Source organism: Xanthocytophaga agilis, from assembly GCF_030068605.1.
GTDB lineage: Bacteria > Bacteroidota > Bacteroidia > Cytophagales > 172606-1 > Xanthocytophaga > Xanthocytophaga agilis.
In genome coordinates, this window is the sequence record NZ_JASJOU010000006.1 from 90,592 (window position 1) to 115,295 (window position 24,704).

Consider the following 24,704-nt stretch of genomic DNA (forward strand, 5'->3'; position numbering starts at 1 on the left):
CTGTTAAAGTGGATCTCTGATGAATACTTCTTATAAGTTAGAGACAACTTTTGTAGACTAACCTCAAACCTGAAAATAAAATCTAAAAACTTATGCTCTTAATCAATATGAATGTCCCTTAAGGGTTCAATAAGTTTATAACAGATCATTAAACTGAAAAAATAAATTGAAAATCAGGAAGGCAATAGGAAAGTGGCTCCTGCCTATCACAAAAAATCTCCGGTTGATCAACCGGAGATTTTAACATAGAGGTGGTTGTAACGCCTAAATTTCAACCTTCATATCTATCTGAAAAAATGGCAGTGTTAAGACAGATGCAGTTGTATTTTCTGATCCAGCACTGTTTTAGGAACAGCTCCCAACTGTCTGTCTACTACTTTGCCTCCTTTTATGAATAAAACGGCGGGTATGGAACGTATTCCATATTCTGCGCTCAAAACAGGGTTCTGATCCACATTTACCTTACCAATGTTTACTTTGCCTTCGTAGTCTTTAGACAAAGCATCTATAACAGGACTCAGAGAGCGACAAGGACCACACCAGTCAGCATTAAAATCGACAACGGTTAATTGATCGCTTTCCAGAACTTCTTTCTGAAAATTAGCGTCTGTGAATATTTGAGACATAGTTGTATTGTTTTAGTTGTGTATCAGGATGAAAACATCCTGTATATGCATATCACGAATCTGATTTTTAGATCAGAGATGCGTTTAATGTAATTTCCATATTATACGCCTTACTTACCGGACAAGTAGCCTTTGCTCCTGCTGCGATTTCCTGAAATTGTTCTTCTTTTATACCTGGAATACGAGCCTTCAATGTCAGGTCAGAACGGGTAATCACTCCGTTGTCAAGTATAATCGCAGATTGCGTTTCTAATGATTCTGGAGTAAAACCGGCTGTTGTCAGATCAAGGCTCAGTTTCATGGTAAAACATCCTGCATGAGCTGCTGCCATTAATTCTTCAGGATTGGTGCCGATACCATCTGCAAAGCGAGAGTTAAATGAATACTGAGTTTGATTTAAGACGGTGCTTTGAGTAGTTAAATGGCCTTTTCCTTCTTTAATAGTGCCATTCCAGAGTGCGGTTGCTGTGCGTTTCATATGAGTATAGAGAGTTGGTTTTGTATGATTTAATTAAAATGTATGTATTGAGTGGGTTAGAATTGAAGCGATTGCTTAGAAAGGTCTGCGCTTATTGTGAGCTATTACTCTCACAGGTGCTACTACACTACGATTTGCTAAAATTGTCTCAAGCAGACGATTGGCGATGTTTTTAAGGATTTTCATGTTGTGCTCCTGTTTCTTTGTTTTTGATTAATTTGGATGATACAAAGATATAGTAAGCTGTAAGGCTCTTCAATGCACAAAGAACTCCTTTCGTTGTACTTTTTCCCCCAATAAAAAAGAAGAGCCTTTGCTTAGGCAAAAGGCTCTGACTGTTGGTATTGCTTACGAAAGTGTTGTGGTGAAAATTCGGTTTGCTGAGTAAAGAAACGTACAAAGTAAGCCGGATCATCATAGCCGAGTTTGTATCCGATTTCTTTGACACTTAGATCTGTGTGTGCCAGTAGCCGTTTGGCTTCCAGTAGAATACGGTTCTTGATTAGATCGTTGGGAGAAACATCGCTGTATTTTGTAATCCGTTTGTTCAGGTTTTTAGGAGTCATTTGTAGCAATTCGGCATAATCTGCTACAGCATGCAGACGGGTATAATTGCTTTCTACCAGTTGGCTAAACTTTCGGATAAAATCTACTTCCTGGTGTGACTCTTCATTGACCAGTTCATGTTCCTGCTTCCAGATACGTGTCGATTTAATGATAATCTGTTTGAGTAATATTCGAAGCATCTCTTCCATATTAGATTCTTCGTTTTGCAGTTCAGCAGTAATCTCATTAAGTATATCGTGTATGGATGCAGATTGTTCCTGAGTCAGATAAACTACAGGGATTTCATATACATTACGAAACAAAATGCCATCACAGGATACTTCCTGATCATGAATTTCTACACAGTAAAAGTCGCGGTTATAATAGAGTACTGTGCCTGTTTGTAGACCTTCTTCCAGCTGAATCCATTGGCCCGGATTGACAAAAAACAATGCATCTTGTTTCAGTGAATAGTCTTTAAAGTCAATTGTAATGTGGGTTCCGGCTTTCAGAAAAAGTATTCGTATAAAAGTCATTAACGTTTCCCGATCTGCTGGATGATTTTCTGACACACTTAAATCCAGAATACCAAACCGTTTAAAGGCAAATTCTTTTAGTTGATTGTTCATGTAATTTTGGAAATCAGGCTAATGAAAGCTTAGGTAATGTAATATTCCTATTATTTGATATATAACACGCAACATATAGAGTTACTGTCTGGGTTCGTATCATATGGTCTTTTTTGTAGAGATATTTTGTCAGCTACAGGATATGTGTATGTTTGTACTTTAACCTATTCTGTTTTCTATGTCATCGTATTTTATTGGAGTGGATATTGGTACAACCAGTACAAAAGCCATTGCATTTTCATCAGAAGGACACATCATTTCTCACCATAATATAGGGTATCCTATTTCCCACCCGGAGCCTGAGCAAAGCGAGCAAGATCCAGATGAGATACTGAAAGCAGTAATAGAAACAATCCAGCAGGTACAGAAAGAAGCTAGGACGCAAGGAACGTTAGAAGGATTAAGCTTTAGTGCGGCTATGCATAGCCTTATGGCTGTAGATGTTCAGGGAAAACCATTGACACAACTTATCATTTGGGCTGACAACCGGGCAGGAGCTGTAGCGGATAAATTAAAATTATCACCAGAAGGTATGGAGATCTATCAGGCAACAGGTACTCCTATTCATGCAATGTCTCCATTATGTAAGCTTTTGTGGTTACGAGAGCACAATCCGGATCTTTTTAAACAGGCACATAAGTTTATTGGTATTAAGGAATATGTTTTCTTTCGTTTATTTGGAAAATATGTTATTGATCATTCTCTTGCTTCTGCTACAGGGTTATTTGATATCCATACACTTGACTGGAATAAACAGGCTTTGCAAAAAATACAATTGCCTGTTGACAAACTCTCAACCCTGGTAGATATTTTCCATGTAGAACATTGTTCCTCTGAATGGGCTGAAAGACTTACTATCCCTGATCAAACTCCGTTTGTCATTGGCGCTAGTGATGGTTGTCTGGCAAATGTAGGTACAGGTGCCGTAACGCCTGACCAGGTTTCTATAACAGTAGGCACTAGCGGTGCTGTACGAATTGGCATTCCTAAACCCTGGACAGACAGTAAAATGCAAACTTTCTGTTATGTGCTCACACCCGAATTATTTATAGCAGGTGGAGGGATGAACAATGGAGGTATTATTGCCGAATGGCTTCATAATAATTTGTTTCCTGAACTGGAACAAGGTGACTTTGCAACACTTATTACCAAAGCCTTGTCAGTTCCTGCCGGCTCGGACGGGTTGCTCTTCCTTCCCTATTTATTAGGGGAACGGGCGCCTGTATACAATGCTCATGCGAAAGGTGTATATTTTGGTATTACCATTCAGCATACTCAGGCCCACTTTATCAGAGCAGCCTTCGAGGGTATTGCATTGGCCATCTATCATACAGGGAGAGCATTGCTTGATCAGTTTCCTGAAATAAATACCTTATACGTGGGAGGTGGTTTTGCCCGCTCCAAAGAATGGGTACAGTTGCTGGCTGATGTATATGGCAAACCGATTGCCATTACAGATACAGTAGAGAGTTCTGGTTATGGAGCGGTATTGGTGGGCCGTTATGCTTTAAAAACACTTAAAGCATGGCGCTTAGTACCTGTTGATAAGTCATCTCAGGTATTTGAACCTAACTCTTCTAACCATCAATTGTATCAGCAAGTATTTGATCTGTATTGTAAATTGTATAATACTCTATCTCCTCAATTCTTTTCCTAATATAGAAGTTATATAGCATAAGTAATACTAGTTTGAAACACCTTATCAGGTTCATGGAGACAATATTACCTCCAAATGTAAGGAGTGAGTAATATTTCAAAAATGTTTCATTTTAGGGTTCCTTATTATACTTCTATTTTTGTATGTCCCGGCTGTATTTATTATCCTGTTTTCCGGATAACGCAGAGCTTTGCCTATAGCAGAAGCATTCGTTAAAAACAAAACACATCAAGTTGTATCTATTGCTTAAAAGTGCCTATTTTTTTGTGTAATCTGAGCGAATATTCTCTATAAAATTAATCAATGCTTTCTAACATTAAACTGCCGTTGGGATCGGAAAATCCTTCAAGGTTTGTACAAGAAAGACAAAAGGAGTTTTTAGGTAACATAGCCTGGTTTTGCTTGGCTGTTCTCATCCTTGCTTCTTTACCTGCTATTTACTATCAGGTATGGATAGTACTTTTTGCTCCATGTAGTTTTGTTTTTTTTCTGGGAGTAGTACTTTATTTGAATCGGAAAGGTTTAATTATTGTTGCTGGCAATGTTTTATCTTTTATAACTAGTTTGTTTTTATTTCTTATCTGTTGGATGGAAGGCAAAACAACAGGTGCCCATTTGTATTTTTTGCCACTGATAGTTGTAATACCCTATTTAATTGACTGCAATAATAATACACAACTCATTTTCCATATTCTGCATCCTACTATTCATGCCTTATGGATAAATTTTGGAGATATTCCTCCTCGTCTCCCACAGATTTCAGCAGAAGTACAAGATCTATATACAATATTTAACTTTGGATTTGTTGTTTTTCTCTGTCAGTTTTTTGCCTATCTGATTATTTCACATAATACAGAAAGCACCTACCAGCTTCGTACATCTGAAAAAATGTTGCGAACACAAAATGAAGAGTTGGTAAAAATTAATCAGGAACTGGATCGGTTTGTCTATAGTATTAGCCACGAACTACGTGCACCGCTGGCTTCAGCCATTGGTTTGGGAAATCTTATCAGGGAAGAACAGGATGTGGAAGAGATACAAAAATACAATGATATTATGGTTCAGAATTTAATGCGTCTGGACTTGCTTATGGGAGATATTCTGAAATATTCGCGTAATGCCCGATATGAAATAAGAAGAGATCCAATTGAATTTGAAAAAGAGATTGAAGAGGCTATTCGACAATATCAGTATTTGCATACAGGGGTAGATATAATTACTACTATTCAACAGTCGACAGACTTTTTTACAGATCGATACCGTTTTAGAATAGTCTTGAATAATTTGATATCCAATGCTTTTCGCTATCAGAACCCATACCAGAATCCCAAAGAAATGCATATAGCATGTCAGGTAGATGAGAAAAGGGCCTTATTAAAGGTAAGAGATAATGGAGTAGGTATTGCAGCAGAGGATCAGAATCGAATCTTTGAAATGTTTTATCGTGCTGGAAATCAGATGCCTCATGTAAAACCAGGATCAGGTCTTGGTTTGTATATAGCCAAAGAATCTATTCAGAAGATGAGTGGGAATATTAATGTAGTATCACAAATAGGAGAATTTACAGAGTTTACTGTAGAAATTCCAGCAATGTAGACTAGGAAACACTATAGAATAAGTAGTGTAAAACAAAGACGTGAAAGGCAGCAAATAGTTAAGAGTTAGTTAATTAGTGCATGTATGTAATTTTTATTTATACAATAATGTATATGGGAACAAGCAAAATCAGGTAGGATTAAAAAATCATATATTTGTACAGGAATGCATATATAAACATGATTTCTTCTATTTTTGTGCCTACTAACTGCTATTCCGTTATTTCTCTTTCCACCATATTTGTTAATGAACACCGTATCTACTTCCAGTCAGGAAACTACTTTTTCTAAAAATGGTATTCTCTTTTACTTAGTAGATGACGATGATCTGTTTCATCTTATTCACAATCGTTTTATTAAAAGTCAGCTTCCAGATGCAGAGATTGTGAACTTTATGGACCCCAGAGAGGCATTATCAACGATCCTGGAAAATACTCAGAATCCAGGAATAGTATTATTGGATTTAAATATGCCTTACATGACAGGGTGGGAATGGCTGGCTGCGTTTTCCAAACAGGCTGACCTGTCAACGCTAGCTCTAAGCATATTTATCCTTTCTTCTTCCGACTCTAATCAGGACAGAGCTAAAGTGAAAGACTATCCATTTGTCAAAGGATATCTGGTAAAACCCCTTGCTCAAGCTGATATCAGTAAAATTATCAGTTAATCTACTTCTGTTTTCAGTAATTTCTGTCACTCTGTCAGATTATGGTAACTGGCAAAAAAATTGTCCTGTGACTTTTGGCTTGGTATGACTTGTCTTATAGAAACAAGTTCCTACTCAGTATAGGACTAATCGTTTGCCATTAACCATTAAATCATTTATACATATGACCGTAACAGAAGAAAAAGGTACCATCTCGATTCACACCGAGAACATTTTTCCGATCATTAAGAAATTTCTTTACTCTGACCACGAAATTTTTCTGCGTGAGCTGGTTTCAAATGCTATCGATGCTGTTCAGAAACTAAAAAGATTATCCTCTCTGGGTGAGTATGGTGGTGAACTGGGTGAATTAAAAGTAAAAGTATCTTTTGATGAGGCTGCCAAAACCATTACAGTAAGTGACAATGGTATTGGGATGACTGCAGACGAGATTAAAAAATATATTAACCAGATCGCCTTCTCTGGGGCAAAAGAGTTTTTAGAGAAATACAAAGATGCAGGTGAAGGCAATCAGATTATTGGTAACTTTGGTTTAGGCTTTTATTCTGCCTTTATGGTAGCCGAGAGAGTAGAAATTCAAACACTTTCTTTCCGCGAAGGGGCACAGGCGGCTCGTTGGGCAAGTGAAGGAAATACCGAGTTTGAAATTACCAAAGGTGAAAGAACTGAAAGAGGAACGGATATTATCCTCCATGTAGCTGAAGATTCCAAAGAGTTTCTGGATAAGTTCCGCCTAGAGAATATTCTGAAGAAATACAGTCGCTTTATGCCTATAGCCATTGAATTTGATGGCAAGGTGATTAACAATACCGCCCCAATCTGGGCAAAGTCTCCTAATGATCTGAAAGATGAAGACTATCTTGCTTTCTACAAAGAGCTTTATCCTTTTAGTGAAGATCCATTATTCTGGATTCACCTCAATGTTGATTATCCATTTAATCTGACCGGGGTTCTTTACTTTCCCAAACTGAAAAATGATCTGTCACTCCACCGTGAAAAAATTCAGTTGTATTCACGTCAGGTATTTATCACAGATGAGGTAAAGGATATCGTACCAGAATTCCTTATGCTCTTGCATGGTGTGATTGACTCTCCGGATATTCCATTAAACGTTTCTCGTAGTTATCTTCAGGCAGACAGCAACGTAAAGAAAATCAATACCCACATCACCAAAAAGGTAGCTGATAAGTTATCAGAGTTATTTAAAGCTGACCGTAAAGGATTTGAAGAGAAATTTGACGATATTGGCCTGTTTATCAAATATGGTATGGTGGCTGATGATAAATTCTATGAAAAAGCAAAGGATTTTGTTTTGGTAAAAAATACAGATAATCAGTATGCTACTATCGAAGAGTACCGTCAAAAAGTAGAACCTGTTCAAACAGATAAAGAAGGTTCTGTAGTAATGTTGTATACAACGGATCCAGGAAAACAAGATACATTTATTCAGTCGGCGAAAAAGCGGGGTTACGATGTATTGCAACTGAACGGTATTCTGGATAGCCACTTTATCAATACTCTTGAGTCTAAGTTTGAGAAGGTAAGCCTGAAACGTGTCGATTCTGATACAATAGACAAACTCATCAACAAAGAAGAAACAATCAGTGGTATCCTGAATGATGAGGAAAAGAAGAATCTGAAAGAGTGGTTTGAGCAAACACTGAACGACAAAAACTTGAGCATCAGTGTATCACCACTTCCAACAGATGAGTTGCCTGTGACAATCACTCTGCCAGAATTTATGCGTCGTATGCAGGATATGGCTAAAACAGGTGGCAACCCAATGTTTGGCAGCTTCCCTACTACCTATCAGGTAACAATCAACGAAAACCATACCCTGACTCAGGAAATTCTGAAAGCTGATGAAGCCAAACGTAGACAACTGATTCGCCATGTATATGATCTGGCCCTGCTTTCGCAGAATCTTTTATCTGGTAGTCACCTTACATCATTCATCCAACGTACACTGGATCTGACAAAGTAGGACTTTCTGATACTTACTAACTCTAATCCTGATGACTAAGGTCGTCAGGATTTTTTATGTTATAGCTTCTTTACAAGCTTACTTCTTTATAAAGTTTAATCTATTACAATAGAAACAGTTATCAATAGTGTCCTTTTGTAAACAAGCATGTATGAAATATACTGGAAATATAGCGGTTTATCTAACCAGTTTTTTTATTAATTATTCATTATGAGGGGATTATCTTGATGCTTTTTAGTATTTGGAGAGTAATTTAGTAAATTGTTTTTACCAAGGTAAAGTAATATTGATTGAGGGAGTGTAGAAAATATATAGAGGTTATCTGTTACTTTTGCGTGTAAACTACCGTCCTAATACCTATACTTTATCTACACTTCTATGAAAAGAATTTTATTACCTGCATTTGCATGTATGTTGTTGGCTTCAGGATGTGCCAGTATTGTAAGTCGTACAAAATATCCTGTACAGATTGTAAGTGCGCCAGATCAGGCATCTTTTACTATTACTAATCGCAAAGGATTGGAAGTTGCGGTAGGCACAACACCCGCAACTGTTATGTTAAAGAGTAGTGGTGGATATTTTAAGAGAGCAATCTATTCTATCAAGTTTACAAAAGAAGGATATGAGCCTCGAGTGGTTACTCTGGAAAGCGACGTCAATGGATGGTACTTTGGCAATATTGTTATTGGAGGCGCCTTGGGATTTTTGATTATTGATCCTGCTACAGGGGCTATGTATCGAATCACTCAGAAGAAGGTAGAAGGTGTATTACCACAAGTTACTTCCAGTATAAAACAGGAAAGTCCATCTTTGCGTATATTATCTGTAGATGAAGTTTCCAATGAAATGAAAAACCAGTTGATTAAAATCAACTAATTTCTTGTTATATCCTTCTTGTATGAAAGCCTGTTTTATAAAACAGGCTTTCACATTTTTTATAAAGACTAATTCATCCCAAACTATAGTTAGAGGCTTTTCTCTACAGTCAAAGTGTGCTGTATTGATAGAAAGCTTTACTCTTGCGTTTTATTCACAGCAAGAAAAACTTTGCGGTGAATTCCGCTCAGATTTTATTTTTGCGGTGAACTATGCACAACACAAAAAATGATCAGAACTTTGATCAAAATGAAAAATGATCAGAGTTATGCGTAAACAGAAAATTGCCGTGAGTTATGATCAAAACCTGCTTTCATGGCCAGGCAACCCATCCAGAGCCAGACAGAAGTCGTGCCGTGAACTATGCGCAAGGCAGATAGATTCTTCAAAACTGTTACAACTGGTGCGTATAGCTTATAAAGATTCATAAAAACAAGTAATCCTCTAACCTATTAACCAGCTTAAACTACTTCTATGTATTTTCTGTTGTCAGAATCAGAAGAGCGTATAGAAATTTGTATTTTTAGGTATTAATCCAATAATCGCTATGAATATGGACTATGAGCGATACCAGAAACATCTGCTGTTGCCAGAAATCGGAATAGAAGGACAGGAAAAGTTGTTGCAGGCACGAGTGCTTGTTGTGGGGGCTGGCGGACTAGGTTGTCCCGTATTACAGTATGTGGCAGCTGCGGGTGTAGGCACTATTGGTATTATAGATGCAGACGTTGTCTCTCTATCCAATCTACAACGTCAGATATTGTATACAACTGATTCTGTAGGACGTAGAAAGGTAGAAGTAGCAAAAGAAGTTTTACTTGCAACGAACCCTACTATCACTATTAACACCTATCCTGAAAAATTCACTGAAGACAATGCTCAGGCACTACTTCAGCATTATGATATAGTGGTAGACTGTACAGATAACCTTAAGGCACGTTATGTAATCAATGATGCCTGTGTGCAAGCCAATAAGCCATTTGTCTATGGATCTATCCATCGGTTTGAAGGGCAAGTAGCTGTGTTTAATTACGAGAATGGGCCTACCTATCGTTGCCTGTTTGACGAAGATGATGCTGAACCACCTAACTGTGCCGATATAGGAGTATTGGGTGTATTGCCTGGGGTGATTGGTATGTATCAGGCACTGGAAGTGATTAAGCTTATTACAGGTATAGGCGAACTACTGTCAGGGAAGTTGCTAATGATCAATACACTGCACAACATCTATCGAACCATTAAGATAAAACGTCGTCAGCCTATTATTACAAGTAATCTTCAGGAAGCGAAAACGGTATCTTTAAAAGAAGAGAATCGTATAGTTCAGGTTTCTGGTGTTGTGAAAGGATTCCTGCAAAATCCGGAGGTACAATTTATAGATGTTCGTGAACAAGCGTTAGACAATGCTGTTTTTCCGAAAGAAAAGACCCTTCATATTCCCTTGAGTCAACTGGCAGGATATGTTGATGAATTGCCTCAGGATAAACTACTGGTTGTATTCTGTCAGTCAGGAAGGATGAGTAATGTGGCCGTACAGATGCTGACCCAGCAATATGGACTGATAAATGTCGAAAACCTGGAGGGTGGGCTAAATGGTTTGTCGTCTAAACAACTTCAAAAATAAGCAAAAAAGATATCAGTAGGAAGCTTTACCTTTGTACCTACGAGTAGAGTACTCACTTATACCTGATTAAAAATGGAAGTAGTAAAGAAGATAAAGAAATTATTCATAGACGGACCTATTCAGCCTGATTTTGTTGCTGACTCTATTGCCAAGCATAGTACAAAAACGAATATTGGAGCACATGCTATTTTTTTAGGGCAAGTACGGGCAGATGCAAAAGATGGTTCTGAGGTTACTTCTATCCACTATAGCGCCTATCAGCCCATGGCTGAGCAAATCATGGCTGCCATGCGGGGAGATTTTTTTGCTCAGTACAATGACATGACCTGTCTGCATATCTACCATAGTCTGGGAGAAGTAAAAGCAGGCGAAGTGTCATTGTTTGTATTTGTCTCGTGTCGCCACCGGAAACAGTCTTTTGAAGCATTGGAACATATTGTAGATCGTCTCAAAGCAGAACTGCCTGTATGGAAACAGGAGTTTTACAGTGACCAATCGTATCGGTGGGTATAATCTTTCAGAATATATGATTTTGCATCTGGCATGGTTTATTTGTTCAGTGGATTAGGAGCAGATCATCGCGTGTTTCAATTTCTTGACTTGAAGGATTACCCAACAAAAACAATTGAATGGGTGTTGCCGTTTCCTTCAGAGACGTTGGAGTTATATGCACAAAGACTAATACATGAGCAAATTCAGCAGAAAGACAATCTCATCCTGATTGGCGTTTCTTTTGGCGGGATTGTTGCTACAGAAGTAGCAAAGATTCTGAAGCCAAGAAGAGTCATTCTGATATCGAGTGTAAAAAATAAGCACGAATTACCAATATACTATCGTTGGATAGGTATGTTGCAACTGGATCGCTGGATACCAGCCCGATGGCTTCTCACTCCTACTCTATTGACCTATTATAGCTTTGGAGTTAGAAGCAAACAGGAGATAGATTTACTGAATGATATCCTCAGAAATACAGATCCTATATTCCTGAAATGGGCTATACGGCAGATTTTGACATGGCAGAGTATTCAAAAAATAGAAAATTTAGTGCATATTCACGGCGACAAAGATCGCATTTTGCCGTATAAATATACCAGAAACACCATTCCGATACATGCGGGTGGACATCTGATGATTATCCGGCAGGTGACACAAATCAATGCATTTATCTCAAAACTGATATGAATGTATGCTGAAGAGATGTCATATTCAGGGGTTTATGATATAGTCCAAAAGTTGAAAAAGCGATTTTCCTTAGTATAAACAAACAATATATTCAGATACAACAAATCATTCACAGCCTATTGATCTTATGACACAACCGGAATTTGAAGCAAGCAGCTATACCGACATAGGGAAAGTTCGTCAGACAAATGAAGACTATTATGGGCATTACAGAACTGTTAATGGAGAGGTCTTTGTGATTTGCGATGGAATGGGAGGTCACCTGGGTGGTGCAACTGCGGCTCGGATGGCATCTGAAAGCATTCGTGTATTTTTTGATCATCAACGGTATGAAAATCCTATAGAAGCTTTGCGGCAGGCATTTATGTATGCCAATAGCAAAGTATTTGCTGCATCCCAGCAGAGCCCTGAACTCGAAGGAATGGGCACTACCTGTGTAGTTATGCTGGTACGTGATGGGGTAGTCTATCACGCACATATAGGCGATAGCAGATTGTATCGGTTTACACATGGCAGATTACTACGTCTTACTAAAGATCATACATTTGTACAACAACTGGTAGATCGTGGTGAGATTACTACATTAGAAGTTCTTTCACATCCTCGTCGTCATGAACTGACACAAGCTTTGGGCATTGATCAGGATATTGATGTAGAGATTGGTCAGTTAGTACAGCCTAATCCGGGCGATATTTTTATGTTGTGTAGTGATGGCTTATCCGGAATCATAACGGACGATGGCATAAGTCAGGTACTTTCACAGAGTGTATCTGTAGACCACAAAGCCAAGCAACTGGTGGAGATGGCCAACAATGCCAGTGGAGCTGATAATATAACAGTACAGGTAATTGGATTCCAGGCACAGGCTGAACCTGTGGTTACGGAACCTCTCATTACACCTCCTCTGAACGTTTTTGATTTTCCTTCAACACCGACTCCTACAAAAAGCGAAATCTCAGAGAGTTATGAGACTCCGAGACAGAACACCTACGCAAAAGAAACTGCCTCTTATCAAACAGAGAGTACAGAGACAAAGCCTAATCCCAATCAAACAATATCAGAAGAACCTGTGAAAAAAACATCCTCAAGACCTGATCTTGCTTTAATTTTATTGTGTGGCCTGGCGGCTATTACTATAGGTCTGTTTATTGCTGGTTGGAAATACATATCCAGTGATCCTGTTGAGAGTTCGGAACTCAATACAGTACAAGCCAATACAGAAACAGGGGCAACAAACACAGACACAGAGGCTACTGAAGAGGAAGGAACGGAGGAAAAAGAAATACCTGATGTTACAGCAGAACCCAAGCCTGTCTCTACTCCTATAAAGAAGGAAGAGCCTAAGAAAGAGGAGCCTAAAAAGGAAGAACCAAAGACTAATGCCGAAAAACCAAAAGCAGAGGAAACTCCGAAAACTACAGTCAATATACCTGCTGGAGGGACCACTATTACACATACTGTTAAAGCAGGTGAGACATTCCGCGGCATTGCCAACCGTTACAATCTGAAATATGAAACACTAAAATCCCTTAATCCTCAAATTAAGGATGTTGACAAGGATATTAAGTCAGATGTAACCAAGCTAAAAGTAAAAGTAAAGGCAGAACATGTGGTAGGAGCCGGAGATATTTTAAGTGTGGTGTCTAAAAAGTATGGGGTCTCTAAAAGTCTGATTATGGCAGCTAATAAAAAGACTGCAGATCGGACAGAAAGAGGCGAGAAACTTGTTATCCCATTACCGGAAAAACAATAAAACAACCATTCATCCGTCTTTATCCCAAAACCCGCAATGTATTCAAACTTTGCGGGTTTTGGTTTTGTTAACGTTCTTATTCACACTTTGTTTGTATACTTATCATCCTAATTGTCATACTTCATGTTTCGCTGGTTAGTTCAGATGGCATGGCGCGATAGCCGAAAGAGCCGCCGAAGATTACTATTATTTATGTCTGCGATTGTGCTGGGAATAGCGGCATTGGTAGCCATCCAATCATTCTCTGATAACCTGTCACAGAGTATTGACGATCAGGCGAAAGAATTGCTTGGGGCAGATTTGTCTCTTTCTTCCAACAAGCCCCTGCCTGATTCCACCCGCAATGTGTTTCAGAAGCTTGGACGTAAACGTTCCGAAGAGGTAGGATTTGCGTCTATGGTGTTGTTTCCTCATAACAATGGAACCCGTCTGGTACAAGTAAAAGCCATCTCAGGAGGGTTTCCGTATTACGGTACCATCGAAACTGTGCCTGCTTCAGCTTCAAAGGCTATCCAGATTGCTAATGAGAAGAAGATCCGCCATGCGTTGGTAGACGATGCACTGTTGGTACAATTTGGTGTACAACCGGGTGATTCCGTAAAGATTGGTGATGTGACTTTTTACATTGCAGGGCGTGTCAATAAAATGCCTGGGCAAACGGCCATAACTACCACAGTTACGCCAACTGTATATATCCCCTATGCCTTTCTGGATGATACTCATTTGCTACAACGAGGTAGTCGGGTAAATTACCGGTTCTACTATCAGTTTACTTCTCCTGCTCAGGCAGAACAATGGGCGAAAAAAGAAGAAAATCATCTGAACAAAAGCGGGATAAATTTTGAGACCATTGAAGGTAGAAAAGAAAGCACAGGCAAAGCATTTGCCAACCTCACACAGTTTCTGAATCTGGTGGGATTTGTGGCACTGCTGCTGGGTTGTGTAGGTGTTGCCAGTGCCGTACATTTATATATCAAAGAAAAAATTGCTTCTGTTGCCGTATTGCGTTGTCTGGGAGCAAAAGGCTGGCAGACATTCCTGATATTCCTGATTCAAACATCTGTAATGGGCCTTCTTGGAGCTATTGCAGGTGCAGCACTGGGGTCTGCTATCCAGTTTGTATTGCCTACTGTATTTGGCGATTTCTTGCCTGTGAGTGTAAGTCTGAGTTTATCATGGAGTGCTATTATCCAAGGTATAGGCATTGGGTTGCTGATGGCAGTATTATTTGCCTTACTGCCCTTACTGATTATTCGGAGAATATCACCTTTACGCACCTTACGTTCTTCCTATGAAGGGGATACCTCTTCCCGTGATCCCTGGAGATGGCTTTTGTACCTTTCGATTCTTTTATTTGTAGCCACATTTTCTTATCTACAAAGCCATAACTTAATCCTAGCAGTTAGCTTTACAGGGGGAATGTTTCTGGCATTTACTATTCTATCTCTGGTTGGATATAGCCTGATGTGGGCTGTACGGAAGTTCTTTCCTACATCCTGGAGCTATGCCTGGAGACAAGGGCTTGCCAATCTGTATCGGCCTCATAATCAGACATTGGTACTGATTACATCCATTGGATTGGGAACCTTTCTGATTGCTACCTTAAATCTGACACAGACACAATTGCTTAATCAGGTTTCTTTTACAGGCAGTGGTAACCAGCCGAATATGGTTTTGTTTGACATTCAGCCTGGACAAAAGGCAGGGGTCAACGCATTGGTAAAGAAATATAACTTTCCTGTTATTCAGCAGGTACCTGTGGTAACCATGAGACTAGCAGAAATTAAGGGTAAATCCATTGAATCGATTCAGAAAGATACAAGTGCCAATATCCCTGAATGGGCTTTGAACCGGGAGTATCGGGTTACTTACAGAGACACCGTGATTGGTTCCGAAAAAATAGCTTCCGGAAAGTTACGAAAAGTAGCTTCGCCCACTGATACTATCTTTGTTTCTCTGGAAGAGCCTTTTGCCAAACGATTAAAACTAAAGTTGGGTGATGAACTGACATTCAATGTACAAGGGGCTATTATGCGAACAAGGGTTGGCAGTACACGCGAAGTAGACTGGAATAGAGTGCAGACTAACTTTCTGGTTGTATTTCCAAGCGGTGTACTGGAACAAGCCCCACAGTTTAATGTACTGGTGACTCGTACTCCTGATACACAAATCGCTGCCAGATTCCAACAGGAACTGGTGACTCAATATCCAAATGTATCAGCGATTGATCTGGGGCTTATATTAAAAACGCTGGATGAAATTCTGGCTAAAATTTCGTTTGTTATTCGCTTTATGGCCTTGTTCAGTATTCTGACGGGTTTGCTGGTATTGGCAAGTTCTGTTATTATCAGCAAATACCAGCGTATTCAGGAGAGTGTATTGCTGCGCACTATTGGTGCTAATCGCAGACAGATCCTGTTGATCACTTCCATAGAATATCTGTTTTTAGGTCTGTTAGCTGCGCTGGCAGGAATTATTATGTCGACGGCAAGTACATGGGCGTTGGCAAAGTTTGTATTTGAAACACCTTTCGTACCTGTGTATATGCCATTAGCTATTGTTGCGTTGTCAGTTGCTATCCTGACAGTACTTATAGGTATTTTCAATAGTCGTGAAGTACTATCCCGCCCTCCGCTTGAGGTACTAAGAGCGGAAGTATAAGTAAAACTATAAGCTATTTTAGAAAATGCCCGTCCGCAAGGTCGGGTATTTTTGTTGGGACAGTACTGCTTACTCCCAACTCTGCCAGAGAGTCGGATTACGTTTTGTATACTCAAGTTGTAACAGATACGACTTAGTCTTGAGTCCTCCTGCAAATCCGGTTAACTTACCTGAAGCACCTATAACCCGATGACAGGGTGCAATAATAGAGATAGGATTTTTGTTGGCTGCCCCACCTACTGCACGTACCGCATTGGGATCTCCGATCTGCTGGGCAATCTGACCATACGTCCGGGTTTCACCAAAGGGAATAGTCAGAAGGGCCTGCCATACCTTTTTCTGAAATTCTGTTCCTGTAAATTCCAGAGGGAGTTCAAAACCTGTTCTTTTTCTCCCAAAGTATTCAGCTAATTGGTTGCCTGCCTCAACCAGGAGAACATGATCTTCCTGTTCTATACTTTCTTCCAGCTGTATTCGGGTAGGGTCATCATTCTCCCAAAGCACAGCCATAAGGCTTTTGTCAGTAGCTACTAACGTCAATTCACCTACCGGAGAGTTTATTTTTTTGTGATAATACATTCAATCTGTTTTTGAATAGGTATGTACTACCTGGATGAAGCAAAATATGCCTTATCTTTCAAAGCTATCATAAAATCATAAATTATACACAACGGTCTTTTAACAAAAGCGTAACAGTATTGCCTCTTATTTGTCTATACCTTTGCTGCCAATCAATAGTCAAACCCTATAACTATAAACCATAATAAAGTGTTTAAAACAACCAACAGAATGAGACTTCTGGAAATGGCTCTGCATAAAAGTTTTGTTTGCACAGGAATGTTGCTGACAATGGCCTGTAGCCTTAGTTCTTCCGTGATGGCACAATCCGGTCATGTGAATCCATGGGAAAAAAAATACATTGGCAAACTACCTCCCATTGCCAGCCTAACAGAAGGTATGTGGCTAAAAGGGGATCTCCACCTCCACTCCCGGCATAGTACCGAATCGTCTAATAATCCTATCTCAAAAATTGTTGCCTTCTCTAAATCAGTTGGTATGGATTATATAGGTATTACGGATCATGATAACCATGTGAATGGAGACGTTGCCCATCATACCTGGATAGATCCGGAGTTTAAAACAGATTCTTTGTTATTGTTATATGGAGCAGAGTGGACCACTACCCGAGGTCATGGCAATACTTTTTCTGCTAAACCGTATGACCACCAACAGCTATACGACGTTCGGGATCAGCGGGATGTAGTAACAGCCGGAGTAAAGAAAAAACTGGGCATTCACCTCTCAGCTAATCACCCAAGTGGAAAAGATCATTTTGGATACTCCTATGATATGATCGAATCGATTGAAGTCTGGAATTCGGCTGTATGGCCCAAAAATGCCAATGCTATCATGATCTGGGACGATATGCTTTCGTCAGGTCACAAACTAACCGGAAGAGGTGGAAGCGATGCCCATCATGGAGTGCCTGATTCACCGGAAAAGGCGACCAAAAACAGTGTGCAGGCTACTGCTAATTATGTAGGAACACCAACTACCTGGGTGTTTGCCAAAACACGTACGTCACAAGGTGTCATAGATGCACTTACCAATGGACGGGTTTGTGTCAGTGCAAATCCGTATGCACCTCGTGTCGAATTTTATGCAGATCTTGATGAAGATGGAAAGATGGATATGATGATGGGCGATAATGCCAAATCGACTGGGAAACCAGTAAAATTCCGTGTACAATTAAGTGGCAATGCTCTTCCGGATGCATCCTACACCATAAATGTGATAAAAAATGGAGGTCCGTTTGCTACCTTTCAGGCTACGGGAAAGCTTCCTGTTGTTGAGTTTACGGATACACCAGTTACAGGGAAGCGAAGTTATTACCGTGTTGTGGTAGAAGGGCCACAAACTGCCTATCCACAGGTACCCGGATCAATGGCTCTAAGTGAAAATATGGTTGCTTTATCCAACCCCATCTGCTTTAACTTTGACCCTGATTTTTGAGTATTCTCCTTGCTTTTGAATACAGTTCTCTATCTCTTATCTAATAAGGCTGGTTTATTTTTAATCTATTTGCGAGTCTTATAAAAAAAGAAACCGGCAAAAAACAGAGTTCCTTGCCGGTTTCTTTTTTGGGGGATATTTGGGATTAATATCCCTGATTTTGTACCATGTACCCTTCTAAATTAGAGGCACCGTCGATTGCTTTTTGAGGAATCGGAAACAATCTTTTGTGTACATCTTTGTCGTTCTTACCTGTCCAGGTTCCTTCGTATTTGCCAAACCGTATCTGATAGTTTCTTCTCAGTCCTTCCCAGTACAGTTCAAATCCGCTTTCACGGAATAATATATCCAGGTCAATAGATGTCAATGCTTTCGGAGTTTGTGCAGGGCGGGCATTTCTGGAAGTACGTAATGTATTAATATCTTCCAGTGCTCCGGCATTGTCGCCATTTCTCAACTTGGCTTCGGCACGCATCAGATAAATTTCTCCCAGACGGACCAAAACCAGATCAACACTGCTATAGGAACAACAATCATTGGCTGTATGACTAAACTGGTATTTCGAAAACCGGTAACCCGTATTATGCAAACTCCCCTCTGTGGTAAAATCCACCTGAAGTGTATGATTAACATAACTGAGGTTTGCCCCACTTGTCCTCTTGTTAATAACAGGATATATTCTCACCGTTCCATCGGAACAAGTTAGAATATTGCCTTTCGCATCCTTTCTGGGACCCCAAATAATACCACGAATAAATCCTCTGTCAATTTCAAAATTGGTAGCTTTCACACAATAGTAATGGTCAGCGTCATTTGTTGGATTTACTCCGGTAAGATCTTTCAGATTCTCTGGCACAATCGTATTCTTCTGATAAAAACGGGCATCTGCCTCCGCTTGATCTATACTGCCATACGCATCAGCCCAGGTCTGAATAAAGTCAGGGGTAGCTGCTGCGGCATCGGTACCTCGGGTATTAGGGAATTCTGGTCTTGGAACCTGGTCACCGGAGATGGACCAATACGCCCAACGCTGATGTTCGGTCTGGAGTAAGCCTTTTTGATCAAGTGAAAAGATCAGTTCGGAGTTGCTGTTGTTATTATCGTTAAAGAGTGCAAAGTATTCAGGCGATAAAGTGTGAGCACCTGAAATAATACTGCTTGTATACTGTATCACTTTGTCCATATCCTCCTTCTTAAAGTTAGGCGTGCCATAGGGATCACGATAAACAGCAGCATTTAAGTAGAGTCGAGCCAGCAACGCACGCACGGCATCTTGAGTAAATCTACCTGGCCCGTTGTTAGTACCAATCACATCTACAACTGATAGAAGTTGGCTTTCGAGGTAGTCAATGGCTGCTTGTCCTCTTAGAATTTCGGACATAGCGTCTGAACGTTCTTTTTTGAAAATAAGACCCCAGTTGTCGAGTGCCATCATATTCAGATAGGCATTCATGGCGATCATTTCATTCAGGGCGCCTGCTGCTGCTGTATTACCCTTTGCAGCTTCTACTTTTAGTTTTTCCTGGGCAATTACCGTTCTGAATAGGCATAGGGTTATTTGGGTCCAGGTATCTCCTACCAGCGCATTGCTGGGAGTCATTAAATGTTGATGAACCGCAATGTATTTGCCTCCATCATACCAGTCTTTACCCCCACGATTTGGCAGGATAGCCTCATCAGAAGCAATTTCCTGTAGTCCAAAGTTATTGGTGTGCAGCCATACCTGACGGAGCATACCATAGGCAGGGGCTATCGACCCGCTGACTACTTCTGCCTGACCGGAGCCGGTTAGAGACTCATCCAGAATTTCTTCATCTAAAGAGGTACAACCAAAAAATGTGAGTAAAAATACAGCCACCAGCAGTATTCTATTCAATTCTATATTTTTCATTTGATTTGTTTTTTAATGATAGTAAGAGAATGGTTTGTTTGTTGCCTAGAAAGTTGCATTAAGGCTGATCAGGAATGTTCTTGCTTTAGGATAGGTAAAATAGTCTATACCAAAAGTTTGCACTCCGCCTATCGTTGACCCTGTGTTGATTTCAGGATCAAATCCGGAATATTTAGTGGCTACAAACAGGTTTTGACCAGTCACTGCCAGACGGATGTTACGAACAACATTGGCCAATCCGATCTTTTCAGGAGCCAGTGAATAACCTAGTGTTGCATTGTTTAGTCTCAGGAAAGAACCATTCTCCAGGTAACGGGTAGATACGGTGTTAGCGTTTGACGTAACTTCATTAGGATACTTAGTGGCAAAATCTGTTGTGTTGTTAGACGTGGTCAATTGTGCTTTGGTAAACAGACTCATAGCCGTGTGATTGTAGACTTTGTTTCCGGCTACACCATTAAAGTTGATACCCAGGTCAAAGCCTTTGTATCTAAGGTTTATGTGATAAGCATAGATGAATTTAGGGATCGCACTACCTACTACACGGCGGTCATTGTCTAATATTGCACCATCACCATTGTTATCTTTAAACTTGTTGCGGCCATCTTCGCCAATTCCCTCAAACTCATACATATAGAATGCACCTATTGGCTCATTGGTAATATAGCCATTGATGGTGGCACCGGTTTGTCCCGAACCTTGAGCTGCGCCAGTAGTTAACACAGAATAAGGCGATTTTTTTACCTTGTTTTGAATGTAGGTAACATTACCACCGATGTTATACGAGAAATCGTTATTGATTTTACCATTGTAATCCAGCGCAAACTCAAGACCGTTGTTCTGGATCTTCATACCTAGGATGTTAGTCCAGTAGAAAGAGGTAGGCTGCACCGGATCGATTGGGGTCACTTCCAGAAGGATGTTTGAAGATTGTTTGTTAAAATAATCCAATGTACCTGTCAGGCGATTATCCAGGAAAGCGAAATCGATACCCACATTGATTTGGGTAGATACTTCCCATTTCAGATTTGGGTTTGCTATACGTGTATATGCTACTCCGTATGGATAACCGTTAATGGTAGTAGTAGTAGGGTCAATGGGATACGTATTATAACTTTTATCTCCTGTTATCAACCGATCTTCTGAGTAGCTGGTTTTTGTAATCTTGGAAGGAATCTCCTGATTACCTGTTTGTCCCCAGCTTGCCCGTAATTTCAGATTGCTGAAAAACGAGTTGGTCATAAAGGCTTCGTTGCTGATATTCCATCCTGCGGCAACCGAAGGGAAATAGCCATACTTGTTATTGGCACCAAACTTGGAAGATCCATCGGCACGCAGGGTTGCCGTAAACAGATATTTGTCTTTGAATGTATAGTTTACTCTTCCAAAGAATGACTGTAGTTCGTTTTTCGTAGCTGATGCATTTACTGTTGTAGGAAATCCCGTTGTACTGGTTTGATCCTGGTATTGTGGGTCGATGTTATTATTGACAAATCCATTGTACGTAAATGTTCTGATTTCTTCCAGGAAGCTTTGATAGGAGTGCCCCGCCAATAAGATAAGGTTATGATTGTCTTTACGCCAGTTGTAGTTAAGGGTATTCTCTACAAGTTTATTTGTATTTGCGCTAATAGTAGTGGATAATGATCCGTTTGCTACATTAGACTCATTCACAACCGATGGAAACGGTTTGTACTGCTGGTCACGAGTAGTACCGGAATAATCAACACCAAGGTTCAGCTTATACACCAGACCTTTCACGATTTCTACAGAAGGTGAAATGCTAGCCAGAATACGGTTGTTAACAGCCTTGTCACTGTAGATTTCATACCTTTTCAATGGATTCAGGTTATTGGTAGGCAACAAAGTAGGTTGACCATCGGTATAAGCTGGAATCGTAGGATTCAAACTAATCATATCCGTGATGGTGGAGGTGATACTTGGACGTAAATTTTCAGTACGAGACGCTGTCAGATTATAGTCTATATTCAGCTTGCCATTGATTGCCTTCTGATTCATATTCAGCTTGCCGGAATACCGTTTCAGATTGCTCTTCTTCAGAATTCCCTCCTGATCCTGATAGCCTGCGGATGCATAGTAGGAGAACTTATCACTAGACCCACCACCGATAGACAAATCGATTTGTTTGGACAGGCCGGTTTGAGTCAATTCGTCTTGCCAATCGGTATTTCCCTTGCCGTCGATCAGATTACCCTTATTAGCTACTACTTGTTTACGAAACTCATCGGCACTGAACACCCCTATTTTTCTGGACAATGAAGACCATGCTGTTGAGGCTGAAAAGCTCATTTCTGTTTTTCCGGCTTTTCCTTTCTTGGTAGTAATAACCACAACCCCATTGGCCGCTCTGGCTCCGTATACGGCAGTAGCACTGGCATCCTTCAGCACGTCCATGCTTTCGATATCATTGGGGTTAAGAAAGTTTAGCGGGTTGGTATCAAAGCCCTGAGAGGCGTTGTCAATCAAAAAGCCATCGACCACATACAGCGGTTGTGTTCCGGAACGCAAACTACCAATACCACGAATAATGACGTTTTGGGCAGCTCCAGGCTCACCACTGGAATTTGTTATGTTAACACCTGAAATTTTTCCCTGCAAAAGTTGGCCCGGATTGGTAACAACCCCACGGTTAAAGTCTTCACTTTTTACAGAACTGATAGCACCAGTTACGTCAGATTTTTTTTGTGTACCATACCCTACCACTACTATTTCATTGAGGGTACGTACATCCTGTGTCATGGTCATATTAACTTGTGTCTGATTACCCACCACTACCGATTCGGGCATCATTCCAATCAGAGAAAATAATAATACGTCATCAGGCCCGCCAACTACGATACTGTACTTTCCGAAATTATCAGTGACTGTACCAGTGGTTTTTCCCTTAATGGTAATGGCTACCCCTGGTAAGGGTTCTTTGGATGTATCAAATACGGTACCCGTTACGGTCTTTTGGCTCTGGGCAAATGCAACAGGCATGCTGCAGCAGACAATAACTCCGAGCAGCCATAGACAGATCATGTGTTGCAGCCGGAATTTGAAAACGTGAGTAATTGTAGGCATACTACTACTGTTAAGAAAGATAAAATGGTTAGACAATAAGGTGCAGCTTTACCGCCAAAGAGGATAAAACAGATTGGAGCAAAAACTGCAATAACGTGCAAAGAAACGAGTTATAGACAAGGGAGATATGAGCCCGACGTTAGCGTATTATTAACTTTTCTTCATTAGTTATTTTGAAAGTTAATTCTCTACTTTGCAAATTTTTGTGTTTGCAGCTCTACTATAAATTACACGTATCTCGTCCCAGGATGAGTCTATATCTTAATCAAAAAACGAAAAAGGGCAAAAACAAAAATCTTTTAAATGGGAAACAAGTCCATTCAAAGCGTGTTATCTGATCATACCTTAAGCAAACCCTGATCCGTTGTGGTAAATTTGAACCAGAATACCCATTGCCAAATGATGTGCTGTCAATGGAAAAAGCAATCCCCAAACGATTGTATCCAATTTCTGCCTATGAACTAACTCTAAATGCTAATGTACTAAAAAAACAAAGGATAGTAATATCATTTTTAGATAAAAGAAGGAAAATATAGAATTTTATTGTTCATGATGTATTCTGGCTTTTTCTTTTTTATAATATGAATATAGCTTTCTATAGTTTTTTCTTTGTCGATTTCTGCTGAACGAGGCGTTAAACTGAATTATGCTCAGGTGAGATTTACAGTTTCTTCTATGCATGTAGTAAGATGAGAAAATAATTGCTACTCTTATGATCAAAAATAATCTGCCTAGAGTTCACTACAAATTTGTCGATGCGTTGAATTCACCACAAGAATTCTTTTTGAGCGGGATTTACTGTACAAGTTTTTATGCATATTGTTCAGGTCAAATGGTTTGCTGTGTATAACTATTTGTACTATCAAAAAATGGATCAGCATCTCTTCTTTGCTACATTCCTCTCTTTTGCTTTTTCTTTGGAAAACCTTTTAGTTTGCCCACTCATTATATAAACCTGTCTGAATAATTACAGACAGGGCGTATTAACCTAAAACTATGTATATACACGAAGAAAGAATACGCGTTTGCTATGCAGATACTGACCAGATGGGATATGTTTACTATGGCAACTATGCCCGTTATTACGAAATAGGCCGAGTAGAATCGCTGCGTAGTCTGGGCTTTAGTTATAAAAAGCTGGAAGATTCAGGTGTAATGCTGCCAGTATATGAGCACAGCTCCCGTTACCATCAACCTGCCAAGTATGATGATTTATTAACAGTAAAAGTGCTGATCAAAACAATGCCCACTGTACGGATGTTATTCAGTTATGAGATTTACAATGAAGAAGGAACCTTACTAAATACCGGAGAAACTACACTGGTGTTTATAGACAAACACTCAAATAAAATCACCAAAGCTCCTACAGATCTGGTACAAAAGTTGAGACCCTATCTTCAGTAAACATTTCTATGTAATTTATACGAATACCTCACAT

19 protein-coding genes are annotated in these 24,704 nt (G+C 39.9%); 13 read left to right on the forward strand and 6 right to left on the reverse strand.

Features of this window, described 5'->3' with window-relative positions:
• Positions 1-305 precede the first annotated feature (305 nt).
• The 3 genes from trxA to QNI22_RS18465 all read right to left on the reverse strand — a co-directional run bounded on the left by trxA (position 306) and on the right by QNI22_RS18465 (position 2,279).
• Positions 306-626 carry a thioredoxin gene (gene trxA, locus QNI22_RS18455; RefSeq protein ID WP_314512879.1) on the reverse strand — a complete coding sequence of 107 codons (321 nt, stop codon included), beginning with the start codon at positions 624-626 and terminating at the stop codon, positions 306-308.
• A 67-nt stretch (positions 627-693) separates the two neighbouring features.
• Positions 694-1,104 (reverse strand): OsmC family protein, encoded by a 411-nt coding sequence (locus QNI22_RS18460; protein ID WP_314512881.1) that lies wholly within the window; start codon positions 1,102-1,104, stop codon positions 694-696.
• A gap of 317 nt (positions 1,105-1,421) precedes the next feature.
• Entirely contained in the window at positions 1,422-2,279 is an 858-nt protein-coding gene (locus QNI22_RS18465) for a helix-turn-helix domain-containing protein (protein ID WP_314512883.1), read from the reverse strand.
• 178 nt (positions 2,280-2,457) lie between these two features.
• On the opposite strand from QNI22_RS18465, the gene QNI22_RS18470 reads away from it, so the two are divergent.
• The 11 genes from QNI22_RS18470 (at position 2,458) to QNI22_RS18520 (ending at position 16,278) form a co-directional block, all read left to right on the forward strand.
• Entirely contained in the window at positions 2,458-3,936 is a 1,479-nt protein-coding gene (locus QNI22_RS18470; protein WP_314512884.1) for a gluconokinase, read from the forward strand.
• A gap of 303 nt (positions 3,937-4,239) precedes the next feature.
• Positions 4,240-5,532: a sensor histidine kinase gene (locus QNI22_RS18475; protein WP_314512886.1), complete on the forward strand. Its 1,293-nt coding sequence runs from the start codon at positions 4,240-4,242 to the stop codon at positions 5,530-5,532.
• Between the two features lie 246 nt (positions 5,533-5,778).
• A complete protein-coding gene (locus QNI22_RS18480; protein WP_314512888.1) occupies positions 5,779-6,198 on the forward strand; it encodes a response regulator in 420 nt (139 codons plus the stop codon).
• A 163-nt stretch (positions 6,199-6,361) separates the two neighbouring features.
• The gene (htpG, locus tag QNI22_RS18485) at positions 6,362-8,182 is read left to right on the forward strand and encodes a molecular chaperone HtpG (RefSeq protein ID WP_314512890.1); all 1,821 of its coding nucleotides are present in this window, start codon (positions 6,362-6,364) and stop codon (positions 8,180-8,182) included.
• 378 nt (positions 8,183-8,560) lie between these two features.
• Entirely contained in the window at positions 8,561-9,058 is a 498-nt protein-coding gene (locus QNI22_RS18490; RefSeq protein WP_314512891.1) for a hypothetical protein, read from the forward strand.
• A 268-nt stretch (positions 9,059-9,326) separates the two neighbouring features.
• Entirely contained in the window at positions 9,327-9,488 is a 162-nt protein-coding gene (locus QNI22_RS18495) for a hypothetical protein (protein WP_314512893.1), read from the forward strand.
• 117 nt (positions 9,489-9,605) lie between these two features.
• On the forward strand, positions 9,606-10,682 hold the full coding sequence (locus QNI22_RS18500; protein WP_314512896.1) for a molybdopterin-synthase adenylyltransferase MoeB: 1,077 nt from the start codon (positions 9,606-9,608) through the stop codon (positions 10,680-10,682).
• A gap of 72 nt (positions 10,683-10,754) precedes the next feature.
• The gene (locus QNI22_RS18505) at positions 10,755-11,195 is read left to right on the forward strand and encodes a molybdenum cofactor biosynthesis protein MoaE (protein ID WP_314512898.1); all 441 of its coding nucleotides are present in this window, start codon (positions 10,755-10,757) and stop codon (positions 11,193-11,195) included.
• A gap of 30 nt (positions 11,196-11,225) precedes the next feature.
• On the forward strand, positions 11,226-11,864 hold the full coding sequence (locus QNI22_RS18510; RefSeq protein ID WP_314512900.1) for an alpha/beta hydrolase: 639 nt from the start codon (positions 11,226-11,228) through the stop codon (positions 11,862-11,864).
• Positions 11,865-11,991: 127 nt separating this feature from the next.
• Complete coding sequence (locus QNI22_RS18515) at positions 11,992-13,617, forward strand: Stp1/IreP family PP2C-type Ser/Thr phosphatase (RefSeq protein WP_314512902.1); 1,626 nt, start codon at positions 11,992-11,994, stop codon at positions 13,615-13,617.
• Between the two features lie 123 nt (positions 13,618-13,740).
• Entirely contained in the window at positions 13,741-16,278 is a 2,538-nt protein-coding gene (locus QNI22_RS18520; protein ID WP_314512903.1) for an ABC transporter permease, read from the forward strand.
• Positions 16,279-16,347: 69 nt separating this feature from the next.
• Here QNI22_RS18520 and QNI22_RS18525 read toward each other — a convergent pair whose 3' ends face one another.
• Entirely contained in the window at positions 16,348-16,857 is a 510-nt protein-coding gene (locus QNI22_RS18525) for a methylated-DNA--[protein]-cysteine S-methyltransferase (protein ID WP_314512905.1), read from the reverse strand.
• Positions 16,858-17,067: 210 nt separating this feature from the next.
• On the opposite strand from QNI22_RS18525, the gene QNI22_RS18530 reads away from it, so the two are divergent.
• Complete coding sequence (locus QNI22_RS18530) at positions 17,068-18,291, forward strand: CehA/McbA family metallohydrolase (RefSeq protein ID WP_314512907.1); 1,224 nt, start codon at positions 17,068-17,070, stop codon at positions 18,289-18,291.
• Positions 18,292-18,436: 145 nt separating this feature from the next.
• Here the strand turns inward: QNI22_RS18530 and QNI22_RS18535 are convergent, their stop codons facing one another.
• Positions 18,437-20,182 carry a RagB/SusD family nutrient uptake outer membrane protein gene (locus QNI22_RS18535; RefSeq protein ID WP_314512909.1) on the reverse strand — a complete coding sequence of 582 codons (1,746 nt, stop codon included), beginning with the start codon at positions 20,180-20,182 and terminating at the stop codon, positions 18,437-18,439.
• Positions 20,183-20,227: 45 nt separating this feature from the next.
• Positions 20,228-23,266, reverse strand: coding sequence for a SusC/RagA family TonB-linked outer membrane protein (locus tag QNI22_RS18540; RefSeq protein ID WP_314512910.1), 3,039 nt, complete (start codon positions 23,264-23,266; stop codon positions 20,228-20,230).
• A 996-nt stretch (positions 23,267-24,262) separates the two neighbouring features.
• On the opposite strand from QNI22_RS18540, the gene QNI22_RS18545 reads away from it, so the two are divergent.
• Entirely contained in the window at positions 24,263-24,670 is a 408-nt protein-coding gene (locus QNI22_RS18545) for an acyl-CoA thioesterase (protein WP_314512912.1), read from the forward strand.
• The last annotated feature ends 34 nt before the right edge of the window (positions 24,671-24,704 follow it).

What these genes read in the sequence shown, in the direction of transcription:
- QNI22_RS18475 (WP_314512886.1), top strand. Translation starts at nt 4,240, where the DNA reads ATGCTTTCTAACATTAAACTGCCGTTGGGATCGGAAAATCCTTCAAGG.
- QNI22_RS18480 (WP_314512888.1), top strand. Translation starts at nt 5,779, where the DNA reads ATGAACACCGTATCTACTTCCAGTCAGGAAACTACTTTTTCTAAAAAT.
- QNI22_RS18470 (WP_314512884.1), top strand. Translation starts at nt 2,458, where the DNA reads ATGTCATCGTATTTTATTGGAGTGGATATTGGTACAACCAGTACAAAA.
- QNI22_RS18535 (WP_314512909.1), bottom strand. Translation starts at nt 20,182, where the DNA reads ATGAAAAATATAGAATTGAATAGAATACTGCTGGTGGCTGTATTTTTA.
- QNI22_RS18545 (WP_314512912.1), top strand. Translation starts at nt 24,263, where the DNA reads ATGTATATACACGAAGAAAGAATACGCGTTTGCTATGCAGATACTGAC.
- QNI22_RS18520 (WP_314512903.1), top strand. Translation starts at nt 13,741, where the DNA reads ATGTTTCGCTGGTTAGTTCAGATGGCATGGCGCGATAGCCGAAAGAGC.
- htpG (WP_314512890.1), top strand. Translation starts at nt 6,362, where the DNA reads ATGACCGTAACAGAAGAAAAAGGTACCATCTCGATTCACACCGAGAAC.
- trxA (WP_314512879.1), bottom strand. Translation starts at nt 626, where the DNA reads ATGTCTCAAATATTCACAGACGCTAATTTTCAGAAAGAAGTTCTGGAA.
- QNI22_RS18525 (WP_314512905.1), bottom strand. Translation starts at nt 16,857, where the DNA reads ATGTATTATCACAAAAAAATAAACTCTCCGGTAGGTGAATTGACGTTA.
- QNI22_RS18540 (WP_314512910.1), bottom strand. Translation starts at nt 23,266, where the DNA reads ATGCCTACAATTACTCACGTTTTCAAATTCCGGCTGCAACACATGATC.
- QNI22_RS18495 (WP_314512893.1), top strand. Translation starts at nt 9,327, where the DNA reads ATGCGTAAACAGAAAATTGCCGTGAGTTATGATCAAAACCTGCTTTCA.
- QNI22_RS18530 (WP_314512907.1), top strand. Translation starts at nt 17,068, where the DNA reads ATGAGACTTCTGGAAATGGCTCTGCATAAAAGTTTTGTTTGCACAGGA.
- QNI22_RS18510 (WP_314512900.1), top strand. Translation starts at nt 11,226, where the DNA reads ATGGTTTATTTGTTCAGTGGATTAGGAGCAGATCATCGCGTGTTTCAA.
- QNI22_RS18490 (WP_314512891.1), top strand. Translation starts at nt 8,561, where the DNA reads ATGAAAAGAATTTTATTACCTGCATTTGCATGTATGTTGTTGGCTTCA.
- QNI22_RS18500 (WP_314512896.1), top strand. Translation starts at nt 9,606, where the DNA reads ATGAATATGGACTATGAGCGATACCAGAAACATCTGCTGTTGCCAGAA.
- QNI22_RS18505 (WP_314512898.1), top strand. Translation starts at nt 10,755, where the DNA reads ATGGAAGTAGTAAAGAAGATAAAGAAATTATTCATAGACGGACCTATT.
- QNI22_RS18515 (WP_314512902.1), top strand. Translation starts at nt 11,992, where the DNA reads ATGACACAACCGGAATTTGAAGCAAGCAGCTATACCGACATAGGGAAA.
- QNI22_RS18465 (WP_314512883.1), bottom strand. Translation starts at nt 2,279, where the DNA reads ATGAACAATCAACTAAAAGAATTTGCCTTTAAACGGTTTGGTATTCTG.
- QNI22_RS18460 (WP_314512881.1), bottom strand. Translation starts at nt 1,104, where the DNA reads ATGAAACGCACAGCAACCGCACTCTGGAATGGCACTATTAAAGAAGGA.